Raw genomic sequence first — 21,576 nt, 5'->3', positions numbered from 1 at the left:
CGTCGATCGCCGTCGGGATGACGGCGTCGCGGCGATCGTGGCGGGCGGCTGCCCGCCGGCGCGGCTTCAGCGCGCGCTGAAGCCGAACCAGCCGTTGCTGGCCGCGAGGCGGCGCGGGCGGTTGATGCGGCGCTGCGGGCCCAGCGTGCGGCGCAGCGCGAGCGCGCGCAGCGACGACGGTTTCTGCAGCAGCGAGCGCAGGCCGGCGCGGCGTGCGAACGCCTGCGCGCTCATCATCGAGAAGAACGCGTGGAACCAGGCACGGATGCCGTCCAGCCGGCTGTGCGCGTGCGTGCGCTCCGCGAGCGCCTGCGTGCGTGCGCGGTGATGGCGCAGCGGGCGGGCGGGAGCGGACGGCGCGACGCGTTTCGCGGTGCGGTTGAGACGGGAAGTCAGACGGAATGGCATGTGAACGATGCTTCGCTTGTATGAATGGCGCCCTTGAAAAGCGCACTGGTATGAACGGCCTCGGAAGGCGCAACGGATCTTATCGAAAGTCGTTGCGCGCCGCGCCCGCCAGAATTGACAGGCCGCGACAGGCTACAAGGGATTCATGACGTGCAAAAGTCGCGATAAACCCTTGTGCCGCAAGCGTGTGGCTGCATACCGCCTGTCGCTGAGGCTCGCGCCGCGTCGCACAGTTCCCTTGCGCCAGATCAAATCGACGATTGGCATGCCCCTGCGTACGACAATGGCGCTGTTCGCGGCATCCGGCGCCGATTTACAATCGTCACATTCACACGATAAACGTCTGGCATCCCATGTCGTCTTCATTGCAGTCGGAATCGATCCGCGCGCAAGTCGCGGAATTGCGCGAACGCGGCTTCGTCGTCGCGCGCGGCCTCGTCGACGAGGCGCAGTGCGCGGCGCTCAAGCAAATCGCGGTGCGCCAGTTGCAGGAAGCGGCGGAGCCGATCGAGTTCGAGGCGGATTTGCGCTACCCGGGCGCGCCCGAGTCGAAGCATGCGCCGGGCGGGCATACGGTGCGGCGGCTGCTGGATGCCTACACGCGCGATCCGGCGTTCGCCGCGCGCGCGATCGCGCCCGAAATCGGCGCGTGGATGCGCGAGTACTTCGGCGAGCAGCCGGTGCTGTCGCGCGCGCATCACAACTGCATGATGACGAAGCACCCCGCGTACGGCAGCCTGACGGGCTGGCATCGCGACTTCCGCTATTGGTCGTTCGAACGCGCGGACATGGTGTCGGTGTGGCTCGCGCTCGGGCCGGAAACGAATGAAAACGGTGCGCTCTGGCTCGTGCCGGGTTCGCATACGGCCGAATTCGGGCCGGAAGCGTTCGGCGACGCGAAATTCTTCCGCAGCGACCTGCCGGAAAACCGCAAGATGATCGACGCGGCAACCTGCCCGTCGCTCCAGACGGGCGACGTCGTGTTCTTCCACTGCAACACGCTGCATTCGGCGGGGCAGAACCGCTCCGACCAGGTGAAGTTCTCGCTCGTCTATACGTACCACGGCGTGAGCAACCGGCCGATGCCGGGCACGCGTTCGGCGGCGAAGCCGGAAGTGCAGTTCTAACGGCGGTTCGGGCGGCGACGCAGCCGCGCCGGTTGTCCGATGCGGCGCTGCGGCCGCGCGGGCGGATGAACAAACGGGCGGCCTGGGCCGCCCGTTGCGTTTCGTGCAGCCCGCTCGTGCGATGCGGGCCGCCGGCGTGCGTCGCGCGGCCGCGCGATCAGCGCTTGTTGCCCGGCATCGCGAGGCCGATCAGGCCGATCAGCGATGCGACGGCGCCGCCGGCGATCAGCAGGATCGTCTTCGTGGCGGGCGAGCCGGTGAAGAAGCGCGACACGTTGTCGTTGATCGAATGGAACGACTGGCCGCCGAAATACAGCAGCACGACGCCGCCGACGAGCAGCGCAACCGAGATGACCCGGGACATACCAACCTCGCTGTAACGGTGATTCGAGACGCCGCAGTGTAGGCGACGCACGCGGTCGCGTCCATGGCCGTGCGCGCTTCGGCCACGTTCGATACCATAACCGTCGTACGTTTCCCTCGCCGCCGGCGCGCGATGTTCGCGCGCGACGCGCGTCCCATCCCCGACGTCTTCACGGAACCGACTCATGGCCTACGAAGCAGCTTCCGAACGTTATGCCGACATGCAATACCGCACCTGCGGCAAATCCGGGCTCAAACTGCCCGCCCTGTCGCTCGGCCTGTGGCACAACTTCGGCGACTCGACACCGATCGCGACGCAGCGCGACATCCTGCGCACCGCGTTCGACCTCGGCATCAATCACTTCGACCTCGCGAACAACTACGGGCCGCCGTACGGCAGCGCCGAAACCAACTTCGGCCGGCTGCTGAAGGAAGACTTCCGGCCGTACCGTGACGAGCTGCTGATCTCGACGAAGGCCGGCTGGGACATGTGGCCGGGGCCGTACGGCAGCGGCGGCGGGTCGCGCAAGTACGTGCTCGCGAGCCTCGACCAGAGCCTGCAGCGGATGGGGCTCGACTACGTCGACATCTTCTATTCGCACCGCTTCGACGCGCACACGCCGCTCGAGGAAACCGCCGGCGCACTCGCATCGGCCGTGCAGCAGGGCAAGGCGCTGTACATCGGCATTTCGTCGTACTCGGCCGCGAAGACGCGCGAGATGGCCGAACTGCTCGCGCAATACAAGGTGCCGCTGCTGATCCACCAGCCGTCGTACAACCTGCTGAACCGCTGGGTCGAGCAGGATCTGCTCGGCACGCTCGACGACATCGGCACGGGCAGCATCGCGTTCACGCCGCTCGCGCAGGGGCTGCTGACGTCGAAATACCTGAACGGCGTGCCTGCCGATGCGCGCGTGAACAAGCCGGGCGGCGGCTCGCTGAAGCAGGATCACCTGAGCGCGGACAACCTCGAGCATGTGCGCAAGCTCAACGGCATCGCGGAGCGGCGCGGGCAGAGCCTCGCGCAGATGGCGCTCGCATGGGTGTTGCGCAATGGCCGCGTGACGTCCGCGCTGATCGGCGCGAGCCGTGCGGAGCAGGTGCGTGAAAACGTCGGCGCGCTGAAGAATCTCGAATTCTCGGCCGACGAACTCGCGGAGATCGATCGCTACGCGACCGAGGGCGGCATCAATCTGTGGGAAAAACCGTCCACCGATCAGGCAATCTGATCGGTATCAAGGAAAGTCGATACGGGATGCGAATCATCGCATGCCGTATCGCTGCGCACGCACACAAGCGGTTACGTCGCTGCGATGCAGCGGCGTGACCGGCGCACGCCAACGCGTCGCTAGAGTAGCGCGGGCAGGCCTTCGACGAGCAATACCGCCACGCCGACGCCGAGGATGACGCCGAGCACGCGCAGCAGGTTGTGACGGAATTCGGTTGCGCACGGCACCGCGCCGAGAAATAGCGCGCCGGCCAGCGCCATCGGAATCAACAGGATGAAGTCGCCGATCGTGAAGTAGGTCGTCATGCGTGTCTCCATAGCCGGCCGGAACAGGCGCACACGCGTCTTCCAGCCCCCATGCCGGGCATTTCTCGTATTGGGCCGGCCCCATTGCGAACGGGGCCGGCAGTTCGAGTATAGGCAACCGCGCTGCGTTTTTCGCTATCCGAACCATTAAAAGTATGCGGAAAACCCCGGGGATTCCGCACTTTTCCGGCGAGTCGGACGAATGCCTTGCACCATTCTTTCCCGCTCCTTTCGGTTCGCGCTGAATCGTCGGACATGTTCGATACGGGCCGCCGCACCCGCAGGCGCGGCGGCCCGTCCGCCTACGCGCGATCGGGTCGAGCGCGAACGGCCGGCGTGCGGAACACGAGCGCGAGCCCCGCGACGATCGCGCCCATGCCGGCGAGCGCGAGCGGTTCGGGCCGGTTGCCGAGCCAGACCGCGTCCATCAGCGTGGTGACGACGGGCACGAGATAGAACAGGCTCGTCACGTTGACGAGATCGCCGCGTTGCATCAACCGGTAGAACAGCAACTGCGCGATCACCGAGATCACGATGCCGAGCCACAGCAGCGGGACGATGAACGCCCAGCCGACCTCGACCGAGATCGGCCGGAACGGCAGGATCGCCACGCACAGCGCGAGGCCGATCGCGTTCTGCAGCGGCAACACGTCGGCGGGCGCCGCGCGCACGCGCTTTTGCAGCAGCGAGCCGGCGGTCAGCGCGACGAGCGCCGTGAGCGCGCAGGCGACGCCCATGATCGGCAGGCCTGCACCGCCCACGCCGCGACACACGACGAGCGCGAGACCGGCCAGCGACAGCCCGAGCCCCGCGACGCGCATCGGTTGCCAGCGCCGCTCGACGATCGCGAGCGTGAGGATCGGCTGCACGCCGAGGATCGTCGCCAGCACGCCCGGCGCGATCCCGCGCTCGAGCGCGAGCAGATAGAAGATCGAATAGCCGCCCATCATCAGCAGGCCGGTCAGCGCGGCCATGCGCCGCTCGCCGCGTGGCGGCAGCCAGCGTCCGCGCATGACGGCCGGCACGAGCAGCACGAGTGACGCGAGCGCGAAGCGTGCGGTGAGAAAGACGAACGCGGAGGCGTGACGCAGACCGAGTTCAGCGAAGATCGCGCCGCTGCTCCACAGCAAGACGAAGAGCGACGTCACGCCATGCGCGGCGAGCGCGCGTTTGAACGAAACCATGTGAATTCACCTGTCGAACGGATCGAAACGTTCCACGTCGCGCGCGGGCACGCGCCGTGCGTCATGGCGCACGAACGGCCGCAAACGGGCGAAGGGGAAACCGGAAACCGGCTGGTCAGCCGACGCGTGCCGCCGGCGGGGGCGGCGCGGCGCCGACGAGCGGCGGTGCGACAGGAGGAGGGAGGACCGACGGATGCGCGCACGCCTGCGGCCGCGAGTCGAACTGCGGCCGGGAATTTGCGAGAGCGGACGTGAGCGGTTGCATCGTGTCGAAATGCGCTTGAACGCGAATGAACGTCAAAGGTAACGCAGGGCGGCCGCCTGATGCAACCACGGTCGGCGGGAGGCCGGTGCCGCGTGTGTGGCCGGATTCGGCGGACGGTCACATTCGACAGGGTATGATGGGGGTATCCGCCCGTGCAAGCGCACGCGCGGCGCAGTGGTTGATTGGAGACATTCGACGAATTCGCGGCACTTCGCCTGCTTCTTCTTCTTTTCGCGCTTCGATAAACCGTGAACAATGGGATCACGCGCAACACCCCGACGAGGGCGGCGCGGATCGTGCATTTGCCGGCTCGCCAGCGAGCCGGGTTTCAAGTTTCAAGAGTGGGGAACCATCATGCATGTCGGGTCGATTGTCTGCACTACCCATATCGCGGTGCCGAAGGGCGCGCGCGGCATCGTTCAGCGTGTTCTGGGCGACATGGCCATGGTGACCTGGTACGCGGGCGTGCCGGGCGAGTCGAAGGAACTCAACACCGAGCCGTTCTTTCTCGAGGACCTGATCGACACCGGCGAATCCGTGCTGCCGGCCGGCGCCGCGATCCACTGAGCGCGCGTGCCGCACCGGACGCTCGTGTTTCGGCGCGGCTGACGGCACAATGCGGGGCATGAAAGACGTCACTTCCGCTCCCGCAGCTCCCGCCGGCCCGCCGTTCGCCGGCCTCACGCCCGAGTGCGTGCTCGACGCGCTCGACAGCGTGTTGATGCCGACCGGGCTGCGCACCGACGGGCGCCTGCTCGCCCTCAACAGCTACGAAAACCGCGTCTACCAGGTCGGCATCGAGGACGGCCCGCCCGTCGTCGCGAAGTTCTACCGGCCCGCGCGCTGGTCGGACGAAGCGATCCTGGAAGAGCACGCGTTCGTCGCCGAGCTCGCCGCGCGCGAGATTCCGGCGGTGCCCGCGCGCGTCATCGACGGCCGCACGCTGCACGCGTTCGACGGCTTCCGCTTCTCGATCTTCGAGCGGCGCGGCGGCCGCGCGCCCGACCTCGACCGCAGCGACACGCTCGAATGGCTCGGCCGCTTCATCGGCCGGATTCACGCGGTCGGCGCGACGCAGCCCTATGTCGCGCGTCCCGTGCTCGACATCCGCACGTTCGGCTACGAGCCGCGCGACTATCTGCTCGCTCACGATTTTCTTCCCGACGACGTACGGCCCGCCTACGAGACGGCGGTGACGCTCGCGCTGGAAGGCGTCGAGGCCGCGTTCGAGCGGGCGGGCGAGATCCGTCTGCTGCGCACGCACGGCGACTGTCATCCGAGCAACGTGCTGTGGACCGACGCGGGCCCGCATTTCGTCGACTTCGACGACAGCCGGATGGCGCCCGCGGTCCAGGATCTGTGGCTGCTGCTGCCCGGCGATCGCGAAGGCGCGTCGCGCGCGCTCGCGGATCTGCTCGCCGGTTATGAGGACTTCTGCGAATTCGAGCCGCGCGAACTGCATCTGGTCGAAGCGCTGCGCACGCTGCGCTTGATCCACTACGCGGCATGGCTCGCGCGCCGCTGGGACGATCCGGCGTTTCCGGCCGCGTTCCCGTGGTTCAACACGCATCGCTACTGGGAAGCACGCGTGCTCGAGCTGCGCGAGCAGATCGGCGCGATGCAGGAAGGGCCGCTCTGGCCCGTGTGACGGCGCGCGCGGCAACGTTGCCGCGCGGCAGGTTCGGGCGGACCGACGCGCAACGCGCGCGGCCCGCGCCGCTCAGAACTTCAACATCATCCTGATCACCGCGGCGAAGCGCTTGCCGTAAGGCGGCGCGATCAGCCCGCGGGTATTCAGGCGCGCCTGCGTGAGCACGGGCTTCATCTTCGAGAACGTCACGAAGCCGTCGTAGCCGTGATACGCGCCCATCCCGCTCGCGCCGACGCCGCCGAACGGCAAACTGCCGCACGCGATGTGCAGCAACGCATCGTTGACCGTCACGCCGCCGGAGATCGTTTCGCGCATCACGCGGTCGACCGTGCCGCCATCCTCGTCGAACAGATACAGCGCGAGCGGTCGCGGGCGCGCGTTCACGTACGCGATCGCTTCGTCGAGCCGCTCGTACGGCACGAGCGGCAGCAGCGGCCCGAAGATTTCCTCCTGCATCAACTGCGACGCGGCCGGCACGTGCGTGACCGCGCACGGCACGAAGCGACGCGACGCGGGATCGGACGGCGCGTCCGACAGCGGATGCAGTTGCGCGCCGGCGGCCTGCGCGTCGGTCGCGAGCTGTTGCAGCCGGGCGTAATGGCGCGGCGACACGATCGTCGTGTAGTCGCCGTTGGTCGACAGGTCCGGATACAGCTTCGCGAAGCGCGCGCGTGCGCGCTCGATGAACGCGGCTTCCATTCCGCGCGGCAGCAGCACGTAGTCGGGCGCGATGCAGGTCTGGCCCGCGTTCAGCGTCTTGCCGCCGATGATCGCGTCGACGGCCGCGTCGAAGCGTGCATTCGGGCCGACGATCGCCGGCGACTTGCCGCCGAGCTCGAGCGTGACGGGCGTGAGATTGTCGGCCGCGGCGCGCATCACGTGGCGGCCGACGTGCGTCGAGCCGGTGAACAGCAGGTGATCGAACGGCAGCGCGCTGAACGCGGCGCCGACCTCCGCATCGCCGTTCACGACCGCGACGTGGTCGCGCGAGAAGGTCTTCGCGATCAGCTGTTCGAACAGCGCCGACGTGCGCGGCGTCAGTTCGGACATCTTGACGATCGCGCGGTTGCCGGCCGCGAGCGCGCAGATCAGCGGGCCGGCCGCGAGCAGGATCGGATAGTTCCACGGCACGACGATGCCGACCACGCCGAGCGGTTGCGGCAGCACCTTCGCGCGCGCCGGCCGCAGCCACTTGTTCATCGGCTTGCGGATCGGCTTCATCCAGCGCTTGCCGTGCCTGAGCGCGTCGTCGATCTCTTCCTTCGCCATCCAGATTTCCGACAGCAGCACTTCCTGCTTCGCGCGATGCCCGAAGTCGGCGCTGATCGCATCGGCGAGCGCATCCGCGTGATCGATCAGCATCGTGCGCAACGCGCGCAGGTGCTGCGCGCGGGTGTCCCACTCCGGGTACGGCGCGCGCAGGTAGGCCGCGCGCTGGTCGCGCAGCAGCGACGTCAAGGCATCGACCGACGGCAGCGCTTGCGGGGCCAGTTCGGGCAAATCGTTCTTCATGTCGTCTCCTCCAGTTGGGCGTGGCACGTCGGCCAGCAGTCAGGCCGCACGTGCCCGCTCGGCGAGCGTGGCGGGGCGGGTCGGGATGGCGCGCGTCGCGCGGCACGGGGCCGGATGCGAGGCACGGGCGAAAACAGGGTGCAGCGTGCGGCAAGCGTCGCATCCGCGCGACGGTGGTCGTGTCCGAAAACGGGATTGCACGGCGAGCGCGTACGGCCGGATGCGATGTCCAACCGGTGTGCGATCGCGCGCGGCGGGTACTTGCCGGCGCACCGAAGCAGGGCAGTGCGATGCGCGCGGCGACGCACGCATCGGCAGGTCGTGCGGCGCATGCGACGAGCCGTCCAAACGGTCGGCGATACGTGGCGTCGTTCGATTTCGACCGGCCGCGCGCACGGTGTTGCACGTCACCGTCCGGGCATCCGTTTGAAATGAAATGCGGGCCGCGCGCGGTGCGTCCGGACAACCCGGTCGGCACGCGGCCTGCAGAACGTCGCGCTGCATCGTCGTCTCCCCAGTTTCGCGACGGCGCGGCGTCTGGCGGCCGATGCATCGCGTCGCATCAATCGATACATCTTAAATTTAGTTCACGCGGGCGTTTAGAGGAATCGCTCTTGAATCGGCGTGCCGCGCGCGCGACGGCCATTCCTACAATGCCCGAACATTACAAGCGGGAGCCGGCCGCGCCGGGCGCCGTTCATGACACGAAGGAGACGTGACATGCAATACGACTACATCATCGTCGGCGGAGGGTCGGGCGGCTCGAGCCTCGCCAGCCGCCTCGCCGATGCATGCCCCGACGCGACGATCGCGTTGATCGAGGCCGGCTCGCACACGGAGCGCAACCTGCTCGTCAACATGCCGGTGGGAATCGCGGCGCTCGTGCCGTTCAAGCTCGGCACGAACTACGGTTACGAGACGGTGCCGCAGCCGGGGCTCGGCGGCCGCCGCGGCTATCAGCCGCGCGGGCGCGGAATGGGCGGCTCGAGCGCGATCAACGCGATGATCTACACGCGCGGCCACCCGGGCGATTACGACGAATGGGCGCAACTCGGCGCGACGGGCTGGGGCTGGCGGGACGTGCTGCCGTATTTCCGCCGCGCGGAAGGCAACGCGCGCGGCGCCGATGCATGGCACGGCGCGGACGGCCCGCTGACGGTGTCCGATCTGCGCTTTCGCAATCCGTTCTCCGAACGATTCATCCAGGCGGCGCACGCGGCCGGCTACCCGCTCAACAACGACTTCAACGGCGCGACGCAGGAAGGCGTCGGCTTCTATCAGGTCACGCATCGCGACGGCGCGCGCTGCAGCGTCGCGCGCGCGTACATCTACGACCGCGACCGGCCGAACCTGCACGTGATCACGGATGCGACGGTGTTGCGCGTGGGCTTCGACGGCAAGCGCGCGGTCGGGGTCGCGGTGTCGCGCGACGGACGCGTCGAGACGCTCGGTGCACGCGCGGAAGTGATCCTGTCGGCCGGCGCGTTCAATTCGCCGCAACTGCTGATGTGCTCGGGGATCGGTCCGGCGGAACAGCTGCGCCGCCACGGGATCGCCGTCGTGCAGGACGCGCCGGACGTCGGCGCCAACCTGATCGACCATATCGACTTCATCATCAACACGCGCGTGAATTCGTCGGAGCTGGTCGGCGTCTGCCTGCGCGGGATCGCGAAGATGACGCCGGCGCTCGCGCGCTACTTCTCGAGCCGCACGGGGATGATGACGAGCAACGTCGCGGAGGCCGGCGGCTTCATCAAGAGCGACCCGTCGCTCGAACGTCCGGACCTGCAGCTGCATTTCTGCACGGCGCTCGTCGACGATCACAACCGCAAGATGCACTGGGGCTTCGGCTATTCGCTGCACGTGTGCGCGCTGCGCCCGTTCAGCCGCGGCACGGTCGCGCTCGCGAGCGGCGATGCGCGCGACGCGCCGCTGATCGATCCGCGCTTCTTCAGCGATTCGCGCGATCTCGACCTGCTCGTGCGCGGCGCGCAGGCGATGCGCCGGATCCTGTCGCAGGCGCCGCTCGCGTCGCAGGGCGGGCGCGAGCTGTATACGCGGGCGGATCAGAGCGAAGCCGAGCTGCGCGCGACGATCGTCGCGCATGCCGACACGATCTATCACCCGGTCGGCACCTGCCGGATGGGCTCGGATGCGCGCGCGGTCGTGGATCCGCAGCTGCGCGTGCGGGGCGTCGAAGGGCTGCGGGTGGTGGATGCGTCGGTGATGCCGACGCTGATCGGCGGCAACACGAATGCGCCGTCGGTGATGATCGGCGAGCGCGCGGCGGACTTCATCGTCGCGACGCGCCGGGGCGGCGGCGTGCCGCGCAACGAGGCGGCCGCGGCGGCGCACGGCCGCTGAGCGGCACGCACCGGCACACGACCGACGCGATGCTCAGGCGAACGTATCGACGAGGCCCGCGCGGCTCACGGTCGCGCCGGCCGCTGCGGATTGCGCGGCGTCGACCGGTGCGTCGACGGCTGACAATCCGGCGCGCGCGCGCGGCGACGGCCGGCCGCCGGCGAAGCTTTGCTGCGGGTTCTGCTGCTGCGACGCGAAGCCGCCATCGCTGACGCTCGCGCTGCCCAGGCCGAGCCCGCCCGCTTCCATCGCTTCACGCAGTTTCGGCAGCGCGGCTTCCACCGCGTCGCGCACCTGCGCGTGCTGCGACACGAACAGCGCGTGCGCGTGGTTGTCCGCGACGCGCAGCACGACCTGCAGCGGGCCGAGGTCCGGCGGGTTCAGCGTCAGCTCGGCGCTCTGCTGGTGCGCATTCGACAGGAACACGACCTTCTGGCTCAGCGCATCGGTCCAGTCGGCGGTGCCGACGTGCGGCGCCAGCACGTGTGCGTTGGCCGCGGCGATCGAGCTGGCGGCGGGCGATGCCTGGAGGTTCGCCTGTGCGGCTGCCGCAGCGGTCGCGGCGGCGGCGACTGTCGCGTCGACGGCCGGGCCGGCGGTTTCTTCGGCGGTCGCGAACGCATGCTGCGCGGCGGGTTGGGCCGTTGCGCCGGCCTGCAGCGCCGGCGCGGTGGCCTGCGCGGGCGCCTGCTGCGTCGCGAGCGCGCCTTTTGCGTCGGCGAGCGTGCGGTCGAAGGTCGGGACTTTCGGCGTCGGCTGTGCGGCGGTGGCCGATGCGGACGTCGTCGCCGCGGGCGCTGTCGCTGTCGTCGCGGCCGTGCCCGACGCGGGCATCGCGATGGCGCCCGCGCCGCCGGTCAGCTTCTGGAGTGCCGCCTGCAGCGTGTCGCGACCCGACACCGGCACGGCAGGTTCGGCGGCCGCATCCTTGCTTGCGTGATTCGTCAGCGCGGCCCTGGCGTCGGGCTGGCCGGACACGGCCGTCGCTGTCGTGGCGGTGGAGGTGGCGGCGGTATCGGCATTGGCCGGCGCCGCGTCGTTCGCGCGTGCCTGCAGTTGCGCCTGCACGGCGGCTGCCGCGGCGAGCGCGGCTGCGTCGGGATTGAGTGTCGCGCTGGCGTCTTCGGTCGACGGGTCGTCGTCGCGGTCGGCGGACTTCGTGCCGGCGGCGGATGTCGACGACGCCTGTTTCGTCGAGGCGTCCGGCTGGTCGGCGGTTGCCGCGTCGTGCCGCGTGACGACGCTTTGCTTCAGCGTCTGCGCGAACGGCATGGCGGCCGGGCCGCTTGCGGCATCGTTGCCGGCGGACTTGGCGGAGGCGGACGAACCCGCGTCGCGGATCGCCTTGAGTGCGGTGCCGGCGGTGTCGAGCAGCACGCCGAGCAGGGGCAGGGGAGGCATGACGATTCTCTCGTTCGAAAGCGGTGAGCGGTTACGCCGAACGGGCCGCATCGGCCCGCATGCGCAGGATCTTCGCGGCGTGTTCGTCGGCGTCGCGCTGTTCGCGCTTCGCCGTACGCTGGGCTTCCTGCGCGACGCCGCGCGCCTGCAGGATTTCGTATGAACCGACGGTGCGTTTCTTCTGTTGCCAGTTGGGACGCGCCTCGTCGATGCGGACTTCGGCCGCGGCCAGCACGTTGCGCTGCTGCATGATCGCCGCGTCGAGCGTATCGATGAACGCCTGGAAGTTGCGCCAGTTGCCGGCCGGCATCCCGTGTTGCGCGGACTGCGCGAAGCGCGCGTGATACTCATCGCGATAGCGCAGCAACGCATCGAGCTGGTCGGCGGCCGCGGTGCGGTCGCGCTGCGCGGTGCCGAGCTGCTTCGCGGCCGTGTCGAGATCTTCCTGCGCGCGGTCGAGCAGCAGTTGAAGGGGAAAGCCGTGTGCCATCGGGGTCAGCCTCCGTGTACGTCGAACAGCGCATCGAGCGCGCCGAGGCTCGACGCGAACGGCGCGCATTCGCGAAAGCCCTGTTGCAGGAACGATTCGATGCGCGGGTAGAGCGCGATCGCGCGGTCGAGCTGCGCGTCGCGGCCGGGCGCATAGGCGCCGACCGCGATCAGGTCGCGATTGCGCTGGTAGCGCGACAGCATCTGCTTGAACTGCCGCACGCGGTCGAGATGCGTTTCGTCGATCAGCGCGGTCATCGCGCGGCTGATCGACGCCTCGATGTCGATCGCCGGATAGTGACCGGCTTCGGCGAGCGCGCGCGACAGCACGATGTGGCCGTCGAGGATCGCGCGCGCCGAATCGGCGATCGGGTCCTGCTGGTCGTCGCCTTCGGTCAGCACCGTGTAGAACGCGGTGATCGAGCCGCCGCCTTCGGGCCCGTTGCCGGTGCGCTCGACGAGCGCGGGCAGCTTCGCGAACACCGACGGCGGATAGCCCTTGGTCGCGGGCGGCTCGCCGATCGCGAGCGCGATCTCGCGCTGGGCCATCGCGTAGCGCGTCAGCGAATCCATCAGCAGCAGCACGTGCTTGCCCTGATCGCGGAAATATTCGGCGAGCGACGTCGCATACGCGGCGCCCTGCATCCGCAGCAGCGGCGACACGTCGGCCGGCGCCGCGACGACGACGGAGCGCGCGAGCCCGTCCTCGCCGAGGATCTGTTCGATGAATTCCTTCACTTCGCGGCCGCGTTCGCCGATCAGTCCGATCACGATCACTTCCGCGCTGGTATAGCGCGCCATCGTGCCGAGCAGCACCGACTTGCCGACGCCGGAGCCCGCGAACAGGCCCATCCGCTGCCCGCGGCCGACGGTGAGCAGCGCGTTGATCGCGCGCACGCCGACGTCGAGCACGTGGTGGATCGGCTCGCGATCGAGCGGGTTGATCGACGGGGCTGACAGCGGCGCGTCGACCTTCGACGCGAGCGGGCCGAGGCCGTCGAGCGGGCGGCCCGACGCGTCGACGACGCGCCCGAGCATTTCCCAGCCGACCGGCAGCCGTTTCGCGCCCGCGAGCGGATCGGCGACGGGCGCGGCCTCCAGCGGCCACACGCGCGCGCCGGGCAAGACGCCCGCGACGTCGGTGGTCGGCATCAGGAACAGGCGATCGCCGGAGAACCCGACGACTTCCGCTTCCGCATGCGGCAGCGTGCTGCCGGGCGGCAATTCGATCGTGCATTCGGCACCGACCGACAGGCGCAGGCCGATCGCCTCGAGCACGAGGCCCGCGGCGCGCGTGAGGCGCCCGCACGGCCGCAGCGGCAGCGCGCGGTGGCTGCGGGTCGCGAGGCCGTTCAGGTGCGTGCGCCAGTGCGCGAGATGCGGATTGTGCGGCGCGCGCGGCGTGTCGGCCGCGGCGTCCGTTGCGTGCGCCGGCGCGCCGTGCGCGGTGCCGTGCGGACTCTCCGGGCCGAACGACGCGAGCGCGAGTTCGCGCTCGAGCGGCGTCATTCCGTCGTACAGGATCGATTCGGGCGTGGGCGTCACCATGCGCTCACCTTGCCGATCGCGGCGGCGACGCGCTGCCAGCGGGTGGGCAGCGTCGCGTCGACTTCGCCCGTCGCGGCGTGCGCGCGGCAGCCGCCGCGCTCGATCGACGCGTCGGTGCGCACGTTCCAGCCGAGCGTGTCGAGATCGTCCTGCAGATAGGCCTCGACGACGGGCAGGTCGGCCGGGTTCACCGCGAGATGCGGCGCACCGGACAACGCCGGTTCGGCGGCGAGCACGTCGCGCACGGCCGCGACGAGCGCGGCGGGATCGTGCTTCACGTGCTGGCGCACGACTTGCTGCGCGATGTCGAGCGCGAGTTGCGCGAGGTCGGACGCGAGGTCGTGCTCGGCGCTCGACACGGCTTCGCGGAACGACGCGGCGAGCGCCGCGAGCTGCGCGGCCTGTTCGCGGGCTTCGGCCTGGCCGGCCTCGAAACCCTGCTCGCGGCCCTGGTCGAAACCGGCCTGATAACCCAGTGCCTGGCCTTCGACGTGACCGGCCGCGTGGCCTTCGGCATGCGCGGCGTCGCGCACGCGCTGCAATTCCTCGGCGAGCGCGGCGGCGGCCGCAGCCGCGTCGTCGGGCGGCGGCGGGGGCGGCGGCGGATCGAACGACGCCATCTCCCACCGCTGGTACGCGGTGAGGGTGCCGGCGCGGTCGCGCGCGGAATCAGACATAGGCGTCTTCCGCCTTGCCGCCGATCACGATCTGACCGCTCTCGGCGAGGTTGCGCACGATCTGCAGGATGCGGCGCTGCTGCGTCTCGACTTCGGACACGCGCACCGGGCCGCGCGCGTCGAGATCCTCGGCGAGCAGTTCGGCCGCGCGTTGCGACATGTTCGCGAGGAATTTCTGGCGCAGCGCGGGCGGCGCGCCCTTCAGCGCGATGATCAGCGTTTCCGACTCGACTTCCTTCAGCACCATCTGGATCGCGCGATCCTCGAGGTCGAGCAGGTTCTCGAACACGAACATCTGGTCGACGATCTTCTGCGCGAGGTCGGCGTCGTACTGGCGCACGCTTTCGAGCACGCCTTCCTCGTGATTGCTCGTCATGAAGTTCAGGATCTCGGCCGCGGTGCGGATGCCGCCCATCGGGCTGCGCTTCAGGTTGTCGCTGCCGGACAGCAGGCCCGTCAGCACGTCGTCGAGCTCGCGCAGCGCGGCCGGCTGGATGCCGTCGAGCGTCGCGATCCGCAGCAGCACGTCGTTGCGCAGGCGCTCGGTGAAGCACGACGCGATCTCGGACGCCTGGTCGCGGTCGAGGTGCACGAGGATCGTCGCGATGATCTGCGGATGCTCGTTCTTGATCAGTTCCGCGACGGCGGCCGAGTCCATCCACTTCAGGCCCTCGATGCCGCTCGTGTCGCTGCCCTGCAGGATCCGGTCGATCAGCACGCCGGCCTTGTCCTCGCCGAGCGCCTTGGTCAGCACCGAGCGGATGTACTCGCTCGAATCGAGCGACAGCGCGGTGTGCTGCTCGGCTTCCTTCGCGAATTCGTGCAGCACGTCCTCGACCTGCTCGCGCGTGACGTTCTTCAGCGCGGCCATCGCGGCGCCGATCTTCTGCACCTCGCGCGGCGCGAGGAACTTGAATACTTCAGCGGCCTCTTCCTCGCCGATCGACATCAGCAGCAGCGCGCTCTTGGTCAGGCCTTCAGCGTTCATCGGACACCCAGTTCTTCACGACGGTGGCGACGATCTTCGGATCCTGGCGGGCGATCGTGCGCGCGTAGTCGAGGTTGCGTTCGTAGCGGTTCTTTTCGTTCTCGAAGCCGAGCAGCAGCGGATCGGGCTCGTCCGGCTGTTCCAGCGCGGGCAGGCCGTCGAGCGCGACCGGATCCTCCGGCGCCGCGAGGGCCGGCGCGGCCGGCTCGGGCGGCGGGAATGCGCGGCGCATCGCCGGGCGCACGAACATGAAATAGAGCGCCGCCGCGGCCGCCGCGATGCCGAGCCACTTCGCGGCTTCCTTCGCCATCGCGATCATGTCCGGCTGGCGCCACCACGGCAGGTCGGCGTACGGATCGTTGACGGTCGAGAACGCGCTGTTCACGACGTTCACCGAGTCGCCGCGCTTCTCGTCGTAGCCCATCGCGTCCTTCACGAGCTGCTCGATCTGCGCGAGCTTCGCGGGCGGCAGCGGCTGCATCGTCACGTGGCCCTTCGCGTCGGCGACCGGCTGGTAGTTGACCACGACGGCCACCGACAGCCGCTTCACGTTGCCCATCGGCTGCTCGACGTGGCGGATCGTCTTGTCGAGCTCGTAGTTGGTCGTCTGGTCCTTGCGGTCGCTGACGGGCGTCGACTGCGGCCCGTTCTGGCCGTTGCCGGCGACGATCGGCGCGGAGGCCGGCTGCGGCGGCGTGTTCGACAGCGCGCCCGGCACGCCCGATGCGCCGCCCTGCGCGAGTTCGGTCGCGCTGCTGGTCTGCTGGCTGCGGATCGCGGTCTGCTGCGGCGAGCCGTTCGGGCCGTAGCTTTCCGAGGTCTGCTCGAGCTTCGAGAAATCGATGTCCGCGCTGACTTGCGAGCGCGCGTTGCCGGTGCCGAAGATCGGCGCGAGGATCGCGTCGATGCGCTTCTGCGTGTTGTGCTCGACCTGCTGCACGTACTTGAGCTGGCTCGCGTCGAGGCCGGTGGCCGACGCGGTCTGGGTCAGCAGGTTGCCGTCCTGGTCGACGATCGTCACGTTTTTGGCCGGCATGTCGGGCACGCCGGACGACACCATCCGCGTGATCGCCTGCACCTGGCCCTCGTCGAGCACGCGGCCCGGGTAGAGATCGACGAACACCGACGCGCTCGGCGCTTCCTTGTCGCGCACGAACACCGACGGCTTCGGGATCGCCAGATGCACGCGCGCCGTCTTCACGGCGTTGATCGACTCGATCGTGCGTTGCAGCTCGCCTTCGAGCGCGCGCTGGTAGTTCACCTGCTCGGCGAACTGGCTGATGCCGAATTTCTGGTTGTCCATCAGCTCGAAGCCGACCGAGCCGCCCTTGGGCAGGCCCATCGCGGCGAGCTTCAGGCGCGTTTCGTGCACCTGGTTCGACGGCACGAGGATCGCGCCGCCGGCGTCGGCGAACTTGTAGGGAACGTTTGCCTGCTGGAGCGCGGTGATGATCGCGCCGCCGTCGCGGTCCGACAGGTTGCTGTACAGCACGCGATAGTCGGGCGTGCGGCTCCACAGCACGAGCGCGGTGATCGCGGCGATGGCGAGCGCGACGGCGATCACGAACGGCAGTTTCGGGTTGCCCTTCATCCGCGTGATGCCGGGGATGCGTTCCGCGAAGCCGCCGAACCCGAAGTCCGCGCCGGCGCCGCCTGCTCCCGGCAACGCGGCGGCCGCGGTGGCGCCTGGCACCGGGCTGGCGAGGCCCGTGCGGGCGTCGGGGTTGATCAGCGAGTTGGCCTGCGAATCCATGCGTGGAATTTCTCCGGAGCGGGACGACTGAGCCGCTCGGACGAGCGGACGGACAATGACACGATGCGATTATCGGGACCGAAGCCCGACTCCGATCGACCGAAAAGAGCGGGGTTTCCCCCGTACTTTCGCGGCTTTGGCGCGCGCCGCGCTGCTATCCTTTTTCGCGATCCGGCATGGTGCGCATCGTGCGGCGCCGCCGGACCGCCCGGTGCGTCCGGGTCTCTTCTCTCATATGTCTGGGGACAGCATGGCTGCCAACGTCAGCGGAATCGGTTCGGTGTTGCAACAGATGCAGGCGATGGCCGCGCAGGCGAGCGGCGGCGTCGCGAGCCCGACGGCGGCGCTCGCCGGTTCGGGCGCGGCGACGGCCGGCACGTTCGCGAGCGCGATGAAGGCGTCGCTCGACAAGATCAGCGGCGACCAGAAGCACGCGCTCGGCGAGGCGCAGGCGTTCGAGGTCGGCGCGGCGAACGTGTCGCTGAACGACGTGATGGTCGACATGCAGAAGGCCAACATCGGTTTCCAGTTCGGGCTTCAGGTCCGCAACAAGCTCGTGAGCGCGTACAACGACATCATGCAGATGTCCGTGTGACGCGACCGGCAACCGGGGACGGCCAGCCGCCGACGGGCATCCGCGGGCGGCCGACCGGCGGCGGGCCGTGCGCCTAAAGCTTTTCAATTCCCTTCCGATAACTCTGGAACAAGGCCGCGTCATGCATTGCACGGCGGCGGCCACCGCATAGCCAACGCATCACAAGGAGAAGCGCATGTTTTCCCCAGGACACGCTGGAGCCAGTGCATACGCGCGTGTCGGCGTCGAGACGGGGGTGATGGGCGCCTCCCCGCACCGGCTGATCGCGATGCTGTACCAGGGCGCGCGCCAGGCCATCGCGCTCGCGCGCATGCACCTGCAGCAGGGCAACGTGCCCGCGCGCGGCGAAGCGATCGGCAAGGCGATCGGGATCGTCGAGAGCGGCCTGCAGGCGTCGCTGAACCGCGACGCGGGCGGCCAGATCGCCGGGCGCCTCGACGCGCTGTATACGTATATCGGCCGGCGCCTGCTGGAAGCCAACATGCATGCCAGCGACGCGATGCTGGTCGAGGTCGACGGGTTGCTCGCGACGCTCGAGGAAGCGTGGACGGGCATCGCTCCGGAAGTCGCGCGCATGGCCGCGCAACAGGCGGCGGGCGCGGCACGATGAATCTCAAGGCCGAATACTTCGCTCGCTACGAGGCGCTGGCGGCCGTGTCGGGCCGCATGCTGTCCGCGGCGCGCGGCGCGGACTGGAGCGCGCTGCCGGAGTTGCAGGCCGAATTCCTGCGTCTCGTCGACGGGCTGAAGGAGGCCCATCCGGGCGTCGCGCTCGACCAGGCGGACCTCGGCCGCAAGCTCGAGCTGATTCGCCGGATCCTCGCCGACGACGCCGCGATCCGCGACCTCGCCAGCCCGGACGTCGCACGGCTGTCCGCGCTGTTCGAGGCGCGGCGCTCGACCCAGGTATTGACCGATCTCTACCGCGCTCGCGGGTAGTGCCCGTTTGCCGGGGCGGCGGTTGCCGCATGCCCGGCTTCGCAACGATGTCGCTGAGGTGAGCAGGCTCCGATCATGACCGGTATCGACTCCGTTGCGGCCGCCCTGCTGGCGAGTCGCCTCGACAGCCTGCTGACCGGCCCCGTGATCGCGCCCGCCGGCGGCGGCGCGACCGCGCAGGTCGGCACGCCGGGCGCCGGCGCGTCGTCGCCGTCTTCGACCGTGGCCCCGCCGGCGCCGCCGCCGGCATCCGCGCAGACCGCGTTGTCCGATGTCGCGCTCGTGCTCGACGCGATTTCGCGCTCGGGCGGCGTCGCGACGCCCGTGATCGCCGGGCGCACGCCGCTGCTGGCCGATCCCGCCGTGTTGCTGAGCACGGCGGCGTCCGTGCCGCCGGACGGGCAGCCGACCGCCGGTCCGGCTGCGTCCGCCGCCGCGCCTTCCACCGCAACGCCCGCGTCCGACGTCGCGGCCGCGCGCGATGCGGCGGCCGCGCCGCCCGTCGCGGCGCTGCGTGCGGCGCTCGCGCAGGCCGTCAGCGAAAGCGGCCTCTTTTACGAATCCCATCTCGCGCAGTGGCTGGCCGGCCAGCGCCCGCTCGCCGCGCTGATGCGCGAACCGCAGGCGCGGCTCACGACCGCGCCGGTGCAGCCAGCCCCGGATGCCGCGCAGCACGACGCGCCCGACGTGCTCGACGAACTGCTCGCGCAGCGGCTGCCGCTGCCGACGCCAGCGCGAACGGCCACGCAGCCCGCGTCGGGCGGTGCGGTGCCGCGCGAGCTTGCACAGAACGCGGCTGCCGCCGCTCGGCAAGGTGCGGCGTCGGCCGCGGCCGCGACGACCGACCCGCTCGGCGATCGCCCCGACACGCGCTGGACGCCCGCGCGCGCCGAACTGGCCGCCGCGTCGGCCGATCCGCAGACGCAGACGCCGGCTCCCGTGCATCCTGCCGCCGTGCCGATCGTCCGGCAGCAGCTCGATGCGCTCGCGACCGATCAATTCCGCTGGGCAGGCGAGGCATGGCCCGGCGCGCGGCTCGACTGGACGATCGAGCCCGACGATCCGGGCGGCCACGCGTCGCGCGGCGGCGACGACGCCGGCGACGGTATCGCATGGCGCACGCGGCTGACGCTCACGTTGCCGTCGCTCGGCACGGTCGACGCGGAGCTGGTGCTGAACGGCGCGCAGCTCGTCGCGCGACTGCGCGCGAATTCGGCCGGCGCCGACCGGCTCACGCGGAACGAGGCCGCGCTGCGGCAGCGGTTCGAGGGATCGGGGCTGCAGCTCGGCGGACTGTCGATTCGCGCGGTCGGCGACGAACCGGACGGCTTCGACCCGCTCGTCGCGCAGGCCGCCGCCGCCGCATATGCGCGCAGCGCGGCCGGCGGCACGCCGGGCGCCGACGACGAGGTGCCGCGATGAGCATGACGTCCCGCAAACGCGCGGCCGCGCTCGTCTACGATCCGAAGGGAGGCGATACCGCGCCGCGTGTGGTCGCGAAGGGGTACGGCCTGCTCGCCGAGATGATCGTCGCCCGTGCGCGGGATGCCGGGCTGTACGTGCATACCGCGCCGGAGATGGTGTCGCTGCTGATGCAGGTCGATCTCGACGACCGGATTCCGCCGCAGCTTTACCAGGCCGTCGCCGATCTGCTGGCATGGCTGTACGCGCTCGATCGGACCGAGCCCGGGCCGGGCGACGCCGCGCCGCATTTTCCGCTACCGCCGCTGCGCCGCTGAGCGTTCGCCGGGCCGTTTTTCTTGCGAAATGCTGTCCCGGACTTTCGCGATCATTTCACCGGCATTTCTCTTCTATCGACATGGATCGGCGTGCAATCTGCGCGCTTCGTCGGTTATCGTCGGATTTGCTTGTCGGCCCGACGTGCGCCGGCGGATTGAGCGGTCGCATCATTTGTGTAATGATATCCATTCTCATTTTCATGTTATCCGGGCGGCGCATGTTTTCCGTGCGCCGCCCGTTGCTTTGAACGAATGGACACTCTCGCGTGAACGCGCCCGAAACGATCGCCCCGCCGCAGGCGGGCAGGCCCATCGCGGGCGTCACCGTGCTGCATCCGGCCGCACGGCCCCTGAGCGACGCCGAACTGGCGGCGCGCCGCCAGCGCTCGCGGCGCGCGACCTTCATCAAATGGCTGCGCAAGGTGCATGGCTGGGTCGGGCTCTGGGGCGCGGTGCTCGGGCTGCTGTTCGGCGTGACGGGCGTGCTGCTCAACCACCGTGCGCCGCCGCTGAAGATCCCGACCGGCGAGCCGCAGGTCGAGCAGATGCAGATCGCATTGCCGGACCCGGCGCCGAAGTCGCCGGCCGCGATGACGAAGTGGCTGCAGCACGAACTGCGCTTCGACGGCCGGCCGGGCCGCGTACGCACGGAGCCCGCGCAGCCGGTCGCCTGGGGCGACAAGCGCGTGATGCAGCCGGAGCACTGGCAGATGGGCCTGTTCGGTCCGCACCAGAACCTGCAGGCCGAATATTGGGTCGGCAACGGCTACGTATCGGTGAAGCGCACCGGCAATACGTTCCTGACGACGCTGAACAACCTGCATCGCGGCGTCGGCATGAATCTCGGCTGGGTGCTGCTGATGGACACGATCGCGGGTTCGCTGATCCTGTTGTCGCTGACGGGCGTGCTGCTGTGGACGGAGCTGAACAAGCGCCGCACGGTCGGCGTCGTGCTGGTGGTCGGCTCCGTCGCCGCGGCGCTCGCCGCGGGTCTCGCCTGACGTCACCCTCGACGCGCGCCGGTTTCCCGCCGGCGCAC

At 69.6% G+C, this 21,576-nt stretch carries 22 protein-coding genes; 11 read left to right on the top strand and 11 right to left on the bottom strand.

What is annotated here, in order from left to right:
• Positions 1 to 66: 66 nt before the first annotated feature.
• Positions 67 to 408 carry a hypothetical protein gene (locus ACV22V_RS17875; protein ID WP_059534984.1) on the bottom strand — a complete coding sequence of 114 codons (342 nt, stop codon included), beginning with the start codon at positions 406 to 408 and terminating at the stop codon, positions 67 to 69.
• 353 nt (positions 409 to 761) lie between these two features.
• Here ACV22V_RS17875 and ACV22V_RS17870 point away from each other — a divergent pair, with 353 nt between their 5' ends.
• Positions 762 to 1,535, top strand: a complete 774-nt coding sequence (locus ACV22V_RS17870) for a phytanoyl-CoA dioxygenase family protein (protein WP_448014884.1) — start codon at positions 762 to 764, stop codon at positions 1,533 to 1,535.
• 157 nt (positions 1,536 to 1,692) lie between these two features.
• Here the strand turns inward: ACV22V_RS17870 and ACV22V_RS17865 are convergent, their stop codons facing one another.
• Positions 1,693 to 1,899, bottom strand: a complete 207-nt coding sequence (locus ACV22V_RS17865; RefSeq protein WP_059534988.1) for a DUF3185 family protein — start codon at positions 1,897 to 1,899, stop codon at positions 1,693 to 1,695.
• 184 nt (positions 1,900 to 2,083) lie between these two features.
• On the opposite strand from ACV22V_RS17865, the gene mgrA reads away from it, so the two are divergent.
• Positions 2,084 to 3,127 carry an L-glyceraldehyde 3-phosphate reductase gene (mgrA, locus tag ACV22V_RS17860; protein ID WP_059691935.1) on the top strand — a complete coding sequence of 348 codons (1,044 nt, stop codon included), beginning with the start codon at positions 2,084 to 2,086 and terminating at the stop codon, positions 3,125 to 3,127.
• Between the two features lie 119 nt (positions 3,128 to 3,246).
• Here mgrA and ACV22V_RS17855 read toward each other — a convergent pair whose 3' ends face one another.
• Positions 3,247 to 3,432, bottom strand: coding sequence for a hypothetical protein (locus ACV22V_RS17855; RefSeq protein WP_014895742.1), 186 nt, complete (start codon positions 3,430 to 3,432; stop codon positions 3,247 to 3,249).
• Positions 3,433 to 3,734: 302 nt separating this feature from the next.
• Entirely contained in the window at positions 3,735 to 4,616 is an 882-nt protein-coding gene (locus ACV22V_RS17850) for a DMT family transporter (RefSeq protein WP_059691978.1), read from the bottom strand.
• 619 nt (positions 4,617 to 5,235) lie between these two features.
• On the opposite strand from ACV22V_RS17850, the gene ACV22V_RS17845 reads away from it, so the two are divergent.
• Entirely contained in the window at positions 5,236 to 5,448 is a 213-nt protein-coding gene (locus tag ACV22V_RS17845; RefSeq protein WP_011886311.1) for a hypothetical protein, read from the top strand.
• Between the two features lie 58 nt (positions 5,449 to 5,506).
• Entirely contained in the window at positions 5,507 to 6,529 is a 1,023-nt protein-coding gene (locus ACV22V_RS17840) for a serine/threonine protein kinase (protein ID WP_374109555.1), read from the top strand.
• A 72-nt stretch (positions 6,530 to 6,601) separates the two neighbouring features.
• Here ACV22V_RS17840 and ACV22V_RS17835 read toward each other — a convergent pair whose 3' ends face one another.
• A complete protein-coding gene (locus ACV22V_RS17835) occupies positions 6,602 to 8,044 on the bottom strand; it encodes a coniferyl aldehyde dehydrogenase (protein ID WP_059534997.1) in 1,443 nt (480 codons plus the stop codon).
• A gap of 720 nt (positions 8,045 to 8,764) precedes the next feature.
• Between ACV22V_RS17835 and ACV22V_RS17830 the strand changes: the two genes are divergently transcribed.
• Positions 8,765 to 10,408, top strand: a complete 1,644-nt coding sequence (locus tag ACV22V_RS17830) for a GMC family oxidoreductase (protein ID WP_448014880.1) — start codon at positions 8,765 to 8,767, stop codon at positions 10,406 to 10,408.
• A gap of 33 nt (positions 10,409 to 10,441) precedes the next feature.
• Here ACV22V_RS17830 and ACV22V_RS17825 read toward each other — a convergent pair whose 3' ends face one another.
• The 6 genes from ACV22V_RS17825 to fliF are packed head-to-tail and all read right to left on the bottom strand — an operon-like array spanning position 10,442 to position 17,264.
• Positions 10,442 to 11,809, bottom strand: a complete 1,368-nt coding sequence (locus ACV22V_RS17825) for a flagellar hook-length control protein FliK (protein WP_448014878.1) — start codon at positions 11,807 to 11,809, stop codon at positions 10,442 to 10,444.
• Between the two features lie 31 nt (positions 11,810 to 11,840).
• A complete protein-coding gene (fliJ, locus tag ACV22V_RS17820) occupies positions 11,841 to 12,299 on the bottom strand; it encodes a flagellar export protein FliJ (protein WP_059535003.1) in 459 nt (152 codons plus the stop codon).
• Between the two features lie 5 nt (positions 12,300 to 12,304).
• Positions 12,305 to 13,846, bottom strand: a complete 1,542-nt coding sequence (gene fliI / locus ACV22V_RS17815; protein WP_059535005.1) for a flagellar protein export ATPase FliI — start codon at positions 13,844 to 13,846, stop codon at positions 12,305 to 12,307.
• Positions 13,840 to 14,523, bottom strand: coding sequence for a flagellar assembly protein FliH (gene fliH, locus ACV22V_RS17810; protein ID WP_059703157.1), 684 nt, complete (start codon positions 14,521 to 14,523; stop codon positions 13,840 to 13,842). The genes fliI and fliH overlap by 7 nt, the downstream gene beginning before the upstream one ends.
• Positions 14,516 to 15,511 carry a flagellar motor switch protein FliG gene (fliG, locus tag ACV22V_RS17805; RefSeq protein ID WP_059535009.1) on the bottom strand — a complete coding sequence of 332 codons (996 nt, stop codon included), beginning with the start codon at positions 15,509 to 15,511 and terminating at the stop codon, positions 14,516 to 14,518. Before fliG ends, fliH begins: the two co-directional genes overlap by 8 nt.
• A complete protein-coding gene (gene fliF / locus ACV22V_RS17800) occupies positions 15,501 to 17,264 on the bottom strand; it encodes a flagellar basal-body MS-ring/collar protein FliF (protein ID WP_059819932.1) in 1,764 nt (587 codons plus the stop codon). Before fliF ends, fliG begins: the two co-directional genes overlap by 11 nt.
• Positions 17,265 to 17,514: 250 nt before the next feature.
• Between fliF and fliE the strand changes: the two genes are divergently transcribed.
• From fliE to ACV22V_RS17770, 6 genes are all read left to right on the top strand, one after another.
• Positions 17,515 to 17,859, top strand: coding sequence for a flagellar hook-basal body complex protein FliE (gene fliE, locus ACV22V_RS17795; RefSeq protein WP_059448462.1), 345 nt, complete (start codon positions 17,515 to 17,517; stop codon positions 17,857 to 17,859).
• A gap of 175 nt (positions 17,860 to 18,034) precedes the next feature.
• Positions 18,035 to 18,469: a flagellar export chaperone FliS gene (gene fliS / locus ACV22V_RS17790; RefSeq protein WP_059535013.1), complete on the top strand. Its 435-nt coding sequence runs from the start codon at positions 18,035 to 18,037 to the stop codon at positions 18,467 to 18,469.
• On the top strand, positions 18,466 to 18,798 hold the full coding sequence (locus ACV22V_RS17785; protein ID WP_059535015.1) for a flagellar protein FliT: 333 nt from the start codon (positions 18,466 to 18,468) through the stop codon (positions 18,796 to 18,798). Before fliS ends, ACV22V_RS17785 begins: the two co-directional genes overlap by 4 nt.
• A 75-nt stretch (positions 18,799 to 18,873) precedes the next feature.
• Positions 18,874 to 20,220: a flagellar hook-length control protein FliK gene (gene fliK / locus ACV22V_RS17780; RefSeq protein ID WP_448014874.1), complete on the top strand. Its 1,347-nt coding sequence runs from the start codon at positions 18,874 to 18,876 to the stop codon at positions 20,218 to 20,220.
• A complete protein-coding gene (locus ACV22V_RS17775; RefSeq protein ID WP_059535017.1) occupies positions 20,217 to 20,537 on the top strand; it encodes an EscU/YscU/HrcU family type III secretion system export apparatus switch protein in 321 nt (106 codons plus the stop codon). The genes fliK and ACV22V_RS17775 overlap by 4 nt, the downstream gene beginning before the upstream one ends.
• 266 nt (positions 20,538 to 20,803) lie before the next feature.
• A complete protein-coding gene (locus ACV22V_RS17770; protein WP_059819928.1) occupies positions 20,804 to 21,538 on the top strand; it encodes a PepSY-associated TM helix domain-containing protein in 735 nt (244 codons plus the stop codon).
• Positions 21,539 to 21,576 lie beyond the last annotated feature (38 nt).

The sequence above is a fragment of the Burkholderia sp. AW33-5 genome, assembly GCF_053427615.1.
The sequence above is the reverse complement of the archived record's forward strand: the minus strand, read 5'-3'. Positions and strand labels throughout refer to the sequence as shown.